This window comes from Stenotrophomonas sp. 704A1 (assembly GCF_030549525.1).
Lineage (GTDB): Bacteria > Pseudomonadota > Gammaproteobacteria > Xanthomonadales > Xanthomonadaceae > Stenotrophomonas > Stenotrophomonas tuberculopleuritidis.
Window position 1 is genome coordinate 3,715,860 of sequence record NZ_CP130831.1, and the last position, 12,734, is coordinate 3,728,593.

Genomic DNA, 12,734 nt, shown 5'->3' on the forward strand with positions numbered 1-12,734 from the left:
AGAACTTATGGCATTTCTCGACCAGCATCCCGGCCTCGGCTATCCCGCCGCGGCCGGCTTGGGACTGCTGCTGGGCAGTTTCCTGAACGTTGTCATCCTGCGCCTGCCCAAGCGGCTGGAATGGCAGTGGAAGCGCGATGCGCGCGAAGTGCTGGAGGAGCCGGACTTCTACGAGCCGCCCCCGCCGGGCATCGTGGTCGAGCCGTCACACTGCCCGCACTGCAAGCACAAGCTGGCCTGGTACGAGAACATCCCGCTGTTCAGCTGGATCATCCAGGGCGGCAAGTGCCGCCACTGCAAGGCGCCGATTTCGATCCAGTACCCGCTGGTGGAGGCGCTGACCGCCGTGATGGTGCTGGCCTGCGTGTGGCAGTTCGGCTTCGGCTGGCAGGGCTTTGGCGCGATCGTGCTGACCTGCTTCCTGATCGCCCTGTCCGGCATCGACCTGCGCACCCAGCTGCTGCCCGACCAGCTCACCCTGCCGCTGATGTGGCTGGGGCTGATAGGCAGCATCGACAACCTGTACATGCCGGCCAAGCCGGCCCTGCTCGGGGCGCTGCTGGGCTACCTGTCGCTGTGGTCGGTGTGGTGGCTGTTCAAGCAGCTCACCGGCAAGGAAGGCATGGGCCACGGTGATTTCAAGCTGCTGGCCGCGCTGGGGGCCTGGTGCGGGATGAAGGGCATCCTGCCGATCATCCTGATGTCGTCGGTACTGGGCGCGCTGATCGGCTCGATCTGGCTGTACAGCCGCGGCCGCGACCGGGCCACGCCGATTCCGTTCGGGCCCTACCTGGCACTGGCCGGCTGGCTGTTCTTCATGTGGGGCGAGCCGCTGTTGAACCAGTATCTGGTGATGAGCGGGCTGCGCTGAGGGGAATCCCCATGAGCCGGTATGTGATCGGCCTGACCGGCGGCATCGCCTCGGGCAAGAGTGAAGTCACCCGGCGCTTCGAGGCGCTGGGGATCGTGGTGGCCGACGCCGACCTGGCCGCGCGGGCGGTGGTGGCCGTCGGCAGCCCGGCCCTTTCCCTGATCGCAGAGCGCTTCGGTGCCGGCATGCTGCTGGCCGACGGCAGCCTGGATCGCGCACGCCTGCGCGCCCACATCTTTGCCGACCCGGCCGAGCGTGCAGCGCTGGAAGCGATCACCCACCCGGCCATCCGCCGGTTGATGCAGCAGCAGTGCGAGCAGGCCGCGAGCCCGTATGCACTGGCGGCGATTCCGCTGCTGACCGAGGTGGGCGGCCGCCAGGCCTACCCCTGGCTGGACCGTGTGCTGGTGGTGGATGCGCCCGAAGCCGTGCAGCACGCGCGCCTGATGCAGCGCGACGGCATCGACCCCACCCTGGCCGACCGGATGATCGCCGCCCAGGCCAGCCGCGCACAGCGCCTGGCACTGGCTGATGACGTGGTGGTCAACGATGGCCACCCGGATGCGTTGCAGGCGCAGGTGGAAGCGCTGCATGGGCAGTATCTGGCGGCTGCGGCGCGCTGACCTATTGGCGCATTCCGGATTTCAGTCCCCGGGATTACAGCGGCTTCGGCGAGAACGTCAGCGTGGCGATCACGCCGCGCTGGCCGCCCGGCCGCACGCTTACCTGCCAGCCGTACAGGTCGCACAGGCGGCTGACGATCGACAGGCCGATGCCACCGCCCTGCGAATGGCCGGCGTGGGTGCCACGGTAGCCACGCTGGAACAGCTTGGCCGCATCTTCCTCGCTCAGGCCAGGGCCGCTGTCGGTCACCGACACCGCATTGCCGCCGACGTGCACACGCACGTCGCCATCCTGCGAGTACTTCACCGCGTTGCCGATCAGGTTGCCCAAGGCCACCGACAGTGCGGCTTCGGGCGCATCGATCACCAGATCGCGCTCGCCTTCCAGCACCAGCTCCAGCGGCTTGCCACCCAGCTGGGCACGGTGCGCGTCCAGCAGCTGCTCGGCCACGCGCGCGACATTGCTGGTGCCCTGCCCGCGCTCGTTGCGCGACAACAGCAGCAGCGCACCGATCAGGTCGCTGCACTGCTGCTCGGCACGCTGGATGCGTTGCAGGCGCTGCAGCACCTTTTCGTCCAGCCCAGGCCGGGTCAGCAGCAGTTCGGTGGCACCACGGATCACCGCCAGCGGCGTGCGAAGTTCGTGGCTCACGTCGGCGTTGAACTCACGGTCGCGCTGCACGACTTCGGTCAACCGCGAGGAATAGTCATCCAGCGCCTGCGCCAGCTGCCCCACTTCGTCGTCGGGGAAACGCGGCGCCAGCGGCTCGGGGTCGCTGGTACCGCCGCGGTAGGCGCGCAGCCGCGCTGCCAGATCCGATACCGGCTTCATCACCTTCGATGCCGACCACCAGCCCAGCACCAGCGACAACAGGCTGAACACCAGCACCGACAGGAACAGCGCGCGATTGAGCTGCTGCCCGCCGCGCACGCTGTCGGTCATGTCGTAGGCCAGAAATGCCCACGCGTCGGGCGTCTTGCGCACGGCCAGCTTGTAGGAATAACGCTCGCCGCGCTCGTCCACGCCGCCCATGTTGTACAGGCCGTCCTTGAACTCGTACCAGTCCGGTTCTTCCTGGCGCAGCGCCTCGAACTTGTCCGGCTTGATCAGGCGCGCGCGCATCTGCTGCACGGGCAGGTCAGGGTTGCGGTCCGGGCTCTCGTAGTAGCGCCGCACGTACTCGCTGATGTTGCGGTTCATCACGTCTTCCACCAGCTGGTTTTCCACGCGCAGGCGTGCCCAGTTGGTGGCAAAGGCGAACAGTGTCGTCAGGCAGAAGCCCAACAACACGAACGAGACGATGATGCGGCTGCGCAGGCGCCGCCGATAAGGCGTGCGCCGACGCTCCCCCCTGCTTGCCACCGAATCAGGCTTCCGGCGTGGCGATGCGGTATCCGATGCCATGGCGGGTCTGGATCATCGGGACTTCGAACGGCTTGTCGACCACGGCACGCAGGCCGTGGATGTGCACGCGCAGCGAGTCGGAATCAGGCAGCTCCTCGCCCCACACGCGGGTTTCCAGTTCCTGCCGGGTGACCACGGCCGGGGCAGCTTCCATCAGCGCCTGCAGGATCTTCAGTGCGGTCGGGTTGAGCTGCAGCAGCTTGCCCTGGCGGCGCACTTCCAGCGTGTCCAGGTTGTATTCCAGGTCACCGGTTTCCAGCACACGGGTCTGCACGCCCTTGCCGCGACGCGACAGGGCGTTCAGACGCACTTCCACTTCCTGCAGTGCGAACGGCTTGATCAGGTAGTCGTCGGCACCGGAATCGAACCCGGCCAGCTTGTTGTCCAGCGAGTCGCGGGCAGTGAGCATCAGCACCGGCGTCTGCTTGCGCGCTTCATTGCGAAGCTTGCGGCAGACTTCGATGCCATCCATGCCGGGCAGGTTGAGGTCCAGGACAATCGCGTCGAACTCATGCACTACGGCCAGATGCAGACCGGTCACCCCGTCGGCAGCGAAGTCCACGGTGTGGCCCCGGTCCTCCAGGTAGTCGCCCAGATTGGCCGCAATGTCGCTGTTGTCTTCGATTACCAGGATTCTCACTGTCACCTCAATCTGTTACGGAATGGCCGATGCGCTGGGCCCGGCCCATGTCGCGCTGCGCCTTGTCCTTCTGCCGAGCACGCTCGGCGACGGTCATGCACTGTGTGGTCGACCGGTTCGAGCCGATCTGCTTCTCACGCCGGCATATTAGACGACTATCTTCACGCGCCTGTGTCAAAACCGTGTTCACGACCTGCTGATCGTTGAAGACTTCAGTTCGTACCGATTCAGGCATGGCGTCCTTGGTCGGGTACTGCTCGGCGGCGCTGCGGATGCGCACCAGCGACTCACGCACCTTGCCGCGCTCCTGCAGGCGCAGTTCGGAGTAGGTCTCGCCGTCGTTGAGCTCGATCTCGATGCGCTCGACCTGCTGCAGCAGCGGCTTGCCCGGCAGGAACACCTCTTCGGTACTCTTGGCCGCTGCCGATCCGGCGGCCAGCGCCAGCGCCGATACGAGTACCGCCAACTTCATTGGATGCTTCATGACAAACGGGTCCCTGTCTGAGGTGAACGCCGACTGTATGCGCAGGCACGCGCTGCCAGCAAGTGCTGTCCGGCAGCGCCTCCGGCGCTACAGGTTGGAACTCGGATTGAGGTTGCGGTAGGTGCGCTGGTCGTTGATCAGGGCCTTGCCCTTCTCCTCGATCCGGCGTCGCTCGGCCACGGTCAGGCAACGGCTCTTGGGCATGTTGCTGCCGGTGGTGCGCTGGTGGGTACAGACCTGGCGGCTGTCTTCATGGGCCCGCGTCAGCAGGGTATTGACCCGCTCCTGGTCATTGAAGATCTCGTTCTGGACCTGGGGCGGCAGCGCCTGAACGGTCTGGTGGTCGCCCATCCGCTGGGTGATCCGCGCCAGGGCCTGCCGGACCTCGCTGCGATCTTCGGCGGAAATTTCGCTGTAATCGCCCTGCTGGAGGGCATTTTCGACCTGGCGGACCTGCTCGGCGACCGGTCCCTGCCGGTCCATCTGCACAACCGCCTTGTCCGGCTTGGCCAATGCAACGCCAGGCAGGCACAACAACAGCACGATCATCGTGGTGCGGTACATCGCCAACCTCCCGATCCCTCGGTGCGAAGGCCCAACTCTACGAGTGTCCCCGCGTGCCCACAAGGGACCTCCGGCAGGGGGCCGACGGCATAAAAAAGACCCAGGCGGTGCACCCGCCTGGGTCTGAAGTCGTATCCCGATACCGATCCTGCTGAGAGGCAGAGCTGCGGTTCGTTGAAGACTACGCCTGGGGCGATTAAAGGGGTGTTAAAGCGCTGCCATCCGCCGGAATTAAATCTCAAGCCATTGAAAAATCAAGGCTTCTTTATCTTCTCGACATGTTCGATGATGCGCGCGGCCACATCCACCCCGCACGCGGCCTCGATCCCCTCCAGGCCCGGCGTGGAGTTGACTTCCAGCACCAGGGGACCGCGTTCGGACCGGATCAGGTCCACCCCGCATACCGTCAGGCCCAGTGCCTTGGCCGAGCGGACCGCCATCTGCTGCTCGGCCCGGTTGGCCTTGGCCGCCACCGCCGTGCCCCCGGCGTGCAGGTTGGAGCGGAAATCGCCCTCCGGCGCCTGCCGCTGCATCGAGGCCACCACCTGGTCGCCGACCACGAAGCAGCGCAGATCGGCGCCCTTGGCCTCGCCGATGAACTCCTGCATCAGGAAATTGGCGTACAGCCCGCGCAGGGCTTCGACGATGCCGCGCGACGCGCTGGCCTTTTCGGTGAGGATCACGCCGCGGCCCTGGGTACCTTCATTGAGCTTCACCACATGCGGCGGCGGGCCCAGCATCGACAGCAGGTCGACGGTGTCATCCGGGTTGTCGCCGAACACGGTGACCGGCATGTCGATCCCTTTGGCGGCCAGCAACTGGTGCGCCCGCAGCTTGTCGCGCGAGCGCAGGATCGCGTCGGAGGGGTTGGGCGTGCGCGCCCCCATCAGCTCGAACTGGCGCAGCACCGCGGTGCCATAGCGGGTCACCGAGGCGCCGATGCGCGGAATGACCGCATCCACGCCGGTCATCGGGCGGCCCTTGTAGTGCATCGAAAAGCCGTCGGTGGCGATGCGCATGTAGCAACGCAACGGATCAAGGATGCGCACGGTATGGCCGCGTGCACGTGCGGCCTCGACCAGCCGGCGGGTGGAGTACAGCCGGGTATTGCGGGACAGGATGGCGAGCTTCATCGCGAGGGGATCGGTCGGCAGGCGCGCAGCATAGCGCGGCAGCGTTGCGGGAGGATGATGCCGGTTTCGGCGTGCCGCATTGCCCGCTGCCGAGCCCCATGCCGCGCCCCGCCCGCGGTCAAGCGCCCTGCCGGGGAGCCCACTCCGGCGATCACTGGAGCCGGATCGACCAGACACTGCTGCGGGAGCGTCGGCCGCGCTGCTCTAGAGGGGTGCCGCCTCGTCGGTGAGTGGCGCAGCGGACGGTACCTCCGCGACCAGCCGTGCGATGTCTTCGAGAGTGCGGGTGATCATCGAGAAGCTCTCATCACCGTCGTAGCGCAGTGACGATTCATACCGCGCGTGCGGGTCCCCTTCGCGCCTGACTGCGGACAACCAGTTGAACGAACCGATGGCGAACCAGGATCTGTCAACGAGCAGGAGTTTGCTGTGCACACCCTGCGTCCTGGCCAAGCGTACCTGTGCGCCTGCGGCGGTCAGGCGACGGCTGCAGACCGCAAGCTCGCGCTCCCTGGCGAGAGAGGGATCGGTCACCACTCTTACCTTCACGCCGCGCGCTGTGGCGGCCTTGATGCCCGCCTCGATCCCGTCGGTGATGATCGCATCCTGGGTGAGGAACGGTGAGACGATCACCAGCGTCCTGCGCGCAGTGATCAACGCCTCCTGCAGCAGCGCACGGTGGCCCTGCAGGTCCGATACCAGGCGTCCACGCCCGGGCATGGGCGCAGGAACCAGCAGATCAGCGTCAACCCCTTCGATCTCCCGCCCCTGGTCGAACAGCATGCGGCCGACGACCGCGCACGGGTGCCCGCCTTCCGGCCGGAACAGGTGCATGTTTCCAAACACCAGGAAGGCATCCTGCGCACGGGAAATGGCCACGTTCAGCATGGAGCGATTGCGATCAATGAAGGTACTGCCTGGCACGGTGTTCAAGCCGTAGCACGGCGAGAAGATCACGATGCGGCGCTCCGCGCCCTGCAGTGCATGGACAGTCCCCACCGTTATGCCGTGCCCCTTTCCGAGATGGGTGTTCAACTCAGTGAGCACACGCCGCGCCTGGGCCGAGAATGGGGTGACCACGGCGATCAGCCCACCCAGCGCGCTTTGACCGTAGGCACGGCGGATGGCAGCGCTGTTCTTGCCGATCCAGCGGGCGATCGCCTGCGCCTCCCTGTCGTTCTCACGGCTTCCGCCGCGGAGCTGATCTGTACCGGGGATATGGACGTGGCCCAGCGAGGGCTGGATGGGACGCACGCCGTTGTCGTCCCTGAGCGGCTGCAATCGCCCGGCGTAAACCAGGGTATTGCAGAGTTGGATGATCTCTTTCCAGCAGCGGCGATGCTCGGACAGGAACATGCCCCGGCCACGTTCGGGAAACCTGGCAACCGAAGTGGCGCGCTGTGCCATCTTCATCAGGCTGCCGTTGGACGCAGCGATGCCGGCACGGCGCAGGTCTTCTGGCGTTGCCGTCGCGGGCATCACGCCGGTGTGTCGGGCATTGGCCAAGTCGACCGTCGCCGGCACCGCCCAGATGGGTTCGATCTGGTCCACGTCCCCGACCACGATCGCCCGTTTGGCCAACGCGAAGCTGGCCACGGCGACCTCCGGCGGCACCTGGCCCGCCTCGTCTGCGATGAGCAGATCGATCGAGTTCAACAGGGGCATGACCGTGCCGTTGAACGCCGTGAACCGCCCCGGCAACGTGTACAGCGTGGCCACAAAGCAGGGATGGAGCATGGCCAGCCGGCGGTAGCGCTCCAGCACGCGCTCTGGCTGCATGCCGTCTACCACCCCTTCGGATGTGCCGAGTTGAGCCTTCAGGAGTTGTAGATAGCGACCTTCCCAGTAATGGGTAGCCAGCTTGAATGCGCGATAGCGGGCGCCCATGTCCAGCGCCTGCTGGACGACCTCAATGGCAAGCGGTCGACCCGCCAGCAGCGGGTGCAGGATCTGCAGCTGGTGCTGAAGATCCGCCTGCTGGCGCGTCAGTGTATCGATGCCCGCTTTGGCGGCACTGATCTCCTCGTCGGCAGCATTGCGCCATGCTTCAAGCTGCGCCTCCACCTGCGCGGAGGAAACATCACGCAGGGCCTCGACGGCCTCGGATGGGGCGGCGGCGCGCTGACGTGTCCAGAACGCGCGGTTACGCAGCTGCCGGCGTCCGGTCAACCCGATCCACGCCATCAGGCCAATCAACAGGGGCTCACTGAGTTGATGCTCTGCCCAGGCCACCTGCAGTGCATCGAGCTGGCGCAACCGGCACTCGCTGTCGCGCATGCGGGTCTGCAGCTTCTGCTGCTGATCCTGCATCTGTTGACGGGAGGCGGCTACCGCTGCATCAGATACGTTTCCCGCGTAGTCAGCGATGGCGACCAGCGCCGAGACCGCCTGTCCGATCTGCCGCACTTCGTCCTTCAACGCATGCTGCAGGTGCATGACGGCTGCATCCAGCCCTTCTGCGGCATCCATTGCAAACGCGGCGCTGGCCCGCTCGAGAAATTCCTGCAGCCCTTGCGCGAGCCCGGCCGCGTCTTCGTAGCATCTGGCATCGAAGCTGGACTCCCTGCCATTCTGCCGCAGCTCATGCACTGGGAAGTCCAGAACTTCCTTACGCGTCATGGCCGGCATGTACAGACCATAGCTCTTCATTGCCTTCAGCCAACGGCCGGCCAATGGTCCATCAACCTCAACCACCCCGGCAAACGCTCGCAGGATGTTGGTCACGGCCTGGTTGTTGGTCGAGGTCGCCACGATGAGGGGGGGCGCGGCGCCGTCGACGGCGTGCTGCACCCAGTGCGTGGCGATGACGCTCAGGAGAAGGGTCGTCTTGCCGGTACCCGGCGGGCCGTCAACGGCCAGCACACCATTGCTCTCCCGCGCCGCCAGATGCTGCGCCAGCGCCTCCCGTTGCGAGGGCGACAGGCCGTAACGGCATTCCATCTGGCCCAGGTGCCCGGCCGACACCCGCAACTGCTCACGCGCGTCCAACAGGGGGGCATCGGCGGCCGGGGTGACCAGCGATGCAAGCAGAGGAACCTCCACATCGGCGCGCTCAAGCAGGTAACCGGTCAGGTTCTGGATGCTGCGGGTCGCTCCGGATCCACCGCACACCACAACCTTGGCGGCATCAAGCAGATCATATTCCTCGATATGTAGCCGTTCGTACTCCATTCCGGTAACGGCCTCGATGATGGCAACGCCCTTTGCCATCTGCAGAGCCCAGCTCTCCGCACGCGCGCCGTTCTGGGCGTACGCTTCATCCGCCGCCTCCACCGAACCGATCGTGACCTTCTGCTGGCTGGGCTCCAGCAGTTCCCGCGAAATGAAGGCCTGGCGTTCGGCGGATTCTTCCGGCAGCAGGTTGCCGTCACGCTCCAGGCGAGCCCCCAGCAGGAGCGGTGCGACAAGGCGTGGCCGTGATGTCTTCCACTGCCCATGCTCCGGTCGCGAAGCGAACACTTTGGGTATCACCACCAGGCTCAGCGGCCAGACGTCATCGGCATTGAACGGCTTTTTCTGCTTTTCAGCCATGTTGCGCGCCCGCTCGAGCAACGCCCGACGGGCGGTGTCACCCAACTGGCCGCGCTGCAACTCGTCTGGCGACACGCTGACGGCGTCACTCTCGCTCAAGGAAGGCGAAATACGCGTTGCATCCGCAAGAGATTGGTTCGCGTAGCGGAGGTACGCCAGCACCGAAGCATCCATGCCTGTTTGTCGTCCTGGAATCTGCAGAATCAGGATTCAACCACAGCACGGGCCTGGTGTCGGGTCGGAAATCTCCCGACAGACATCAAGGCGGTAAGACCGCAAACTCGCTCGGGACAGGAGCGCCGCAAATCCCGGAGCCTGTGCGCCGGTGCGGCCTCGATACAGGCAGTCGAGCCTGGAAGTGGAGCGGGCGATGGGAACAGAATCCAAAACCAGCTAACCCCTTGAGCTAAAAACGTTTGTTTTTGGGCCTAGGGGGTAAAAACGATACCTCAAACGATACCCAAGCATAGCGGGGTCGTGGGTCGCCACTCAAGCACCGGAGTGGCGACATGCAGCGGTTCATTTTCATGGTCCTGGCGTTGCTGGCCTGTGGGCAAGCGTGGGCGCACGGCGGTTCAAGTCCAAAGCCGGTCTCTGCGAAAGCGTGGCCAGTGGCTACTTACACCAGCGAGCTGGGGGAGGCAAAAGAGGCTTTCTTGCTGCGCATCGCGCCGGAAATTGCCGCTTGGACCGAAGAGAACCAGGCCGAGGCTTGCGCGTTCGTGGCCAAGGCCAAAGGCGAGGACCGCTGGGGTCTGAAAGTCATTACCTTGCGCAGTCAGTTCGAATGCGTGTTCGCATACGGGGTGGCCCCGGAGGGTATGGAGACCACCTCGGAAACCTTCCATTCCCATCCGCCGACCAGTAAAGGCGGCTACATCAAACTCACTGAAGCCACGAGGGCGGCCGCGGTGGCCTTGGGGGACGCTTCCCTGCGAGGCGTGCGGGAAATGCGGATTGAGAATGGGGGGGAATTCTCCGAACGTGATTTCGACGCCGGCCCAGGCTATCTCATCACCAACGGCCGGCTGTTGTTCCAGAACGGCCGTGGCAAAAAGCACCGGCGTGACTTGGGGCCGATTGAAGCGCAAGCGTTAGGGGCACGTGCGCTTGCGCGGGCCGAATAGTGAGCACCGAGCGGAAGGGGGGCTCATGCTAACCGGCTGATACCAGCAGTTCAGTGTGATCTGAAATTCCTCTCCACCCACAGAGATCGTCTGGGACAAATTGCCGTTGTATCCGCTCGATGACCCACCCGGAATGTTCAACTCCAGTGCTTGCGTATCGCCGTTGTTTGTCAGCACGACTTTTGCGAACGCGGGCGGCATGAGGCCGGCACTTGTCGTTTCAACCCGATACAGTCCCAAGCTGCTGGGTGGCGTGGACCACGCAGCAGGCCAGCCAGACGAATAGCTACACACGCTCGATTGGTAGTTGCCGGCGTCGTTGGTAAACAGGCACACGCTGGCGAAGTTGACCGCCAAGCCGCTTGACGAGGACACCGGCGACCAAGGTCCAGTGCAGGCGTTGGGTGCGCAGGTGTTCACCACGTTGCGCGTGGCGCCCGTGTCGGCCCAGGCCGACCAGGCGCCCACCGTGGCAGGCGGCAGCGAGGTGGTGCCAGCGGGGCAGTTGTAGGAAATACCGCGGCTCCGCGATTGCTCACGCTCCCAGCTGCGCGTGCCGTATTGGCCGGCGGCGCAGCTGCTGGGCGTGGCCACCCACTGCGCTTCCGACTGCGTCGACGGCGCCGGGCAGTTCACGCACGTGCTGCCCGTGACCGTCCAGGCGGTCCAGGGGCTCACGGTTTCGCGCGGAGCGTCCCACGCTTCGGGGCAATCGAACGTGTGCTGGGCGGTGCGCCCTTCCGTCACCGCACCAAACTGGCCTGCCGCACACGCGACGCTACGCGCTTCCGATTGCGTCCACGCGGGCGGCACCACGCACGCGGCCACCGTGGTGGGGGGCGTGACCGGCGGCGGGGTCACTGCTGGCGGCGTCGTGGTGGTCACGCTCGACGGCGGCGGTGCCGGCGGCAGGAGCGGCGGCGGCGGGGCAACCGGTGGAGCGGTCAGCGCTGGAGCAATCGGGGCCGCAGGACCCACTGGGCCCGCAGGGCCGACCGGGCCACCGATGGGCGGCGAGGTAGGAGGCGAAACCGACGGAGGAGCAGGCGGCAGAACGAGAGCCGGGGCGGCCACGGCCGTGCCGGCCACCAGGCCGGAGTGATACACAAACTCCATCGTGGCCGTGTCGGCCTGGCCGCATGCAGCAGCCGCTGCGCTGGGGTTGAGCTGCCCACCGTCGTAGACGCTCACCCCTTCGACGCGAATGTCATAGGCGTCGCGCGAGACGGCGGCCGCCAGGCGGGGGCACACGTCAGCAGGGGCGAACGGATACACGACCACGAACCCATCCGCCGCGGCTTTGACCGCGTGGGGTGCGATGGTCACCGACGTGCCCCAGGAGGTGCGGAGCGTGTCGCCTTCGACCATGCGGGTCGGCGCCAATCCGTCCTCAACCACCCGAGACGCGCTCACGCCCTGGAAACTGCCAAGCAGGCCAAACGACTGGTCCACGGCCGTGGACAGGTCACGCAGATTGTCCTGCTCGCGCTTGGCCTGGGCGGCGGCCGAGGCCGGAGAGAGAACCAGATAGATGCCCAGGGAGAGCGCGGACAGCGCGCCCAGGGTCAGCAGGGTTTCAACGAGGCCGAAGCCGTTGGCGCGGCGCTTGTGCTTGTTCTTCATGGGAGCCTCGGGGGAATGCGCTCGGACCAGTCCATCCAGTCCGCGACTTCTTGAGCCGCGGCCTGGTAGGTCGCATGGGTGCGGGTCACCGACAGATGACCGTTGGGGAAGTAGAGGCGCACGACGTAGACCAATGCGCCGTCCACAGCCAGGGCTTCGTCCACCACGGCGCGGCGGAAGCCGTCGGCATGTGGTGGAACGCGCCTCATTGTTTCGCCGCCTTTCGAGAGGCCGCACGGGCTTCTAGGTGGTCAAGGCCCTTGCGTCGCAGCCGGTCGCGGCCTTGCGGTTGTTGTGCGAGTTGTTCGGAAACGGCCAGCAGCGCGCCGACGATTTCCGCCTCGTTCCACTCGTCCACACCTGCAGCGATGACGAGGCCACCCAGCTCAATCTTGCGGTGCGCGTCGGCGCGCCTATCGGCTTCGCGTTGCTTGAGTTCGGCGCGGCGGCGTTTCCGCTGCTCTTCGCGTTCGGCCAGGAGCAGTTTGGCTTGCTCCTTCGCCACCGCTTCAATCATGCGATCCAGTTTTAGCTTTCGCTTCTCAACATCTGACACGACCCACGCTCACAAAAGCCTTGATAAACCATGCAAGCAGAAATCGCGCGGAGCGCAAGGGGGGCAACGCCCCAATCGATGGCGCGAGCGGATAGCGAGCGCCGCTCTTGCTTTGGCTAAAAAGTTGACAGCTTTTGCGTGCATGGGAACCTGAAACGGGGGGCCAGCGAGCGCAGC

Annotated in this window: 12 protein-coding genes; 3 read left to right on the top strand and 9 right to left on the bottom strand. The window is 65.6% G+C overall.

The window, feature by feature from the left end:
• Positions 1 to 7: 7 nt before the first annotated feature.
• Both Q5Z10_RS17045 and coaE read left to right on the top strand, forming a co-directional pair.
• Positions 8 to 871 (top strand): prepilin peptidase, encoded by an 864-nt coding sequence (locus Q5Z10_RS17045; RefSeq protein ID WP_049463888.1) that lies wholly within the window; start codon positions 8 to 10, stop codon positions 869 to 871.
• A gap of 11 nt (positions 872 to 882) precedes the next feature.
• Positions 883 to 1,494 (top strand): dephospho-CoA kinase, encoded by a 612-nt coding sequence (coaE, locus tag Q5Z10_RS17050; RefSeq protein WP_303636559.1) that lies wholly within the window; start codon positions 883 to 885, stop codon positions 1,492 to 1,494.
• Positions 1,495 to 1,528: 34 nt separating this feature from the next.
• On the opposite strand, the gene Q5Z10_RS17055 is transcribed toward coaE, so the two are convergent.
• The 6 genes from Q5Z10_RS17055 to Q5Z10_RS17080 form a co-directional block, all read right to left on the bottom strand.
• The gene (locus Q5Z10_RS17055) at positions 1,529 to 2,899 is read right to left on the bottom strand and encodes a sensor histidine kinase (RefSeq protein ID WP_303636560.1); all 1,371 of its coding nucleotides are present in this window, start codon (positions 2,897 to 2,899) and stop codon (positions 1,529 to 1,531) included.
• Positions 2,862 to 3,539 (bottom strand): response regulator transcription factor, encoded by a 678-nt coding sequence (locus Q5Z10_RS17060; RefSeq protein ID WP_025874286.1) that lies wholly within the window; start codon positions 3,537 to 3,539, stop codon positions 2,862 to 2,864. Before Q5Z10_RS17060 ends, Q5Z10_RS17055 begins: the two co-directional genes overlap by 38 nt.
• A 7-nt stretch (positions 3,540 to 3,546) precedes the next feature.
• Entirely contained in the window at positions 3,547 to 4,023 is a 477-nt protein-coding gene (locus tag Q5Z10_RS17065) for a hypothetical protein (protein WP_303636561.1), read from the bottom strand.
• 87 nt (positions 4,024 to 4,110) lie between these two features.
• Positions 4,111 to 4,587 carry a hypothetical protein gene (locus Q5Z10_RS17070; protein ID WP_303636562.1) on the bottom strand — a complete coding sequence of 159 codons (477 nt, stop codon included), beginning with the start codon at positions 4,585 to 4,587 and terminating at the stop codon, positions 4,111 to 4,113.
• A 254-nt stretch (positions 4,588 to 4,841) separates the two neighbouring features.
• Positions 4,842 to 5,720, bottom strand: a complete 879-nt coding sequence (gene rimK / locus Q5Z10_RS17075) for a 30S ribosomal protein S6--L-glutamate ligase (protein ID WP_303636563.1) — start codon at positions 5,718 to 5,720, stop codon at positions 4,842 to 4,844.
• 204 nt (positions 5,721 to 5,924) lie between these two features.
• Entirely contained in the window at positions 5,925 to 9,425 is a 3,501-nt protein-coding gene (locus Q5Z10_RS17080) for an AAA domain-containing protein (RefSeq protein WP_303636564.1), read from the bottom strand.
• Between the two features lie 335 nt (positions 9,426 to 9,760).
• Here Q5Z10_RS17080 and Q5Z10_RS17085 point away from each other — a divergent pair, with 335 nt between their 5' ends.
• Positions 9,761 to 10,378 (top strand): hypothetical protein, encoded by a 618-nt coding sequence (locus Q5Z10_RS17085; RefSeq protein WP_303636565.1) that lies wholly within the window; start codon positions 9,761 to 9,763, stop codon positions 10,376 to 10,378.
• Here Q5Z10_RS17085 and Q5Z10_RS17090 read toward each other — a convergent pair.
• The 3 genes from Q5Z10_RS17090 to Q5Z10_RS17100 are packed head-to-tail and all read right to left on the bottom strand — an operon-like array spanning position 10,346 to position 12,518.
• Complete coding sequence (locus Q5Z10_RS17090; protein ID WP_303636566.1) at positions 10,346 to 12,001, bottom strand: type 4 pilus major pilin; 1,656 nt, start codon at positions 11,999 to 12,001, stop codon at positions 10,346 to 10,348. The two genes, Q5Z10_RS17085 and Q5Z10_RS17090, sit on opposite strands and share 33 nt — an antisense overlap.
• Positions 11,998 to 12,210, bottom strand: coding sequence for a hypothetical protein (locus Q5Z10_RS17095; protein ID WP_303636567.1), 213 nt, complete (start codon positions 12,208 to 12,210; stop codon positions 11,998 to 12,000). The genes Q5Z10_RS17090 and Q5Z10_RS17095 overlap by 4 nt, the downstream gene beginning before the upstream one ends.
• A complete protein-coding gene (locus Q5Z10_RS17100) occupies positions 12,207 to 12,518 on the bottom strand; it encodes a conjugal transfer protein TraD (RefSeq protein WP_277434757.1) in 312 nt (103 codons plus the stop codon). The genes Q5Z10_RS17095 and Q5Z10_RS17100 overlap by 4 nt, the downstream gene beginning before the upstream one ends.
• Between the last annotated feature and the right edge of the window lie 216 nt (positions 12,519 to 12,734).

What these genes read in the sequence shown, in the direction of transcription:
- Q5Z10_RS17045 (WP_049463888.1), top strand. Translation starts at nt 8, where the DNA reads ATGGCATTTCTCGACCAGCATCCCGGCCTCGGCTATCCCGCCGCGGCC.
- coaE (WP_303636559.1), top strand. Translation starts at nt 883, where the DNA reads ATGAGCCGGTATGTGATCGGCCTGACCGGCGGCATCGCCTCGGGCAAG.
- Q5Z10_RS17055 (WP_303636560.1), bottom strand. Translation starts at nt 2,899, where the DNA reads ATGGCATCGGATACCGCATCGCCACGCCGGAAGCCTGATTCGGTGGCA.
- Q5Z10_RS17065 (WP_303636561.1), bottom strand. Translation starts at nt 4,023, where the DNA reads ATGAAGCATCCAATGAAGTTGGCGGTACTCGTATCGGCGCTGGCGCTG.
- Q5Z10_RS17070 (WP_303636562.1), bottom strand. Translation starts at nt 4,587, where the DNA reads ATGTACCGCACCACGATGATCGTGCTGTTGTTGTGCCTGCCTGGCGTT.
- rimK (WP_303636563.1), bottom strand. Translation starts at nt 5,720, where the DNA reads ATGAAGCTCGCCATCCTGTCCCGCAATACCCGGCTGTACTCCACCCGC.
- Q5Z10_RS17080 (WP_303636564.1), bottom strand. Translation starts at nt 9,425, where the DNA reads ATGGATGCTTCGGTGCTGGCGTACCTCCGCTACGCGAACCAATCTCTT.
- Q5Z10_RS17085 (WP_303636565.1), top strand. Translation starts at nt 9,761, where the DNA reads ATGCAGCGGTTCATTTTCATGGTCCTGGCGTTGCTGGCCTGTGGGCAA.
- Q5Z10_RS17090 (WP_303636566.1), bottom strand. Translation starts at nt 12,001, where the DNA reads ATGAAGAACAAGCACAAGCGCCGCGCCAACGGCTTCGGCCTCGTTGAA.
- Q5Z10_RS17095 (WP_303636567.1), bottom strand. Translation starts at nt 12,210, where the DNA reads ATGAGGCGCGTTCCACCACATGCCGACGGCTTCCGCCGCGCCGTGGTG.
- Q5Z10_RS17100 (WP_277434757.1), bottom strand. Translation starts at nt 12,518, where the DNA reads ATGATTGAAGCGGTGGCGAAGGAGCAAGCCAAACTGCTCCTGGCCGAA.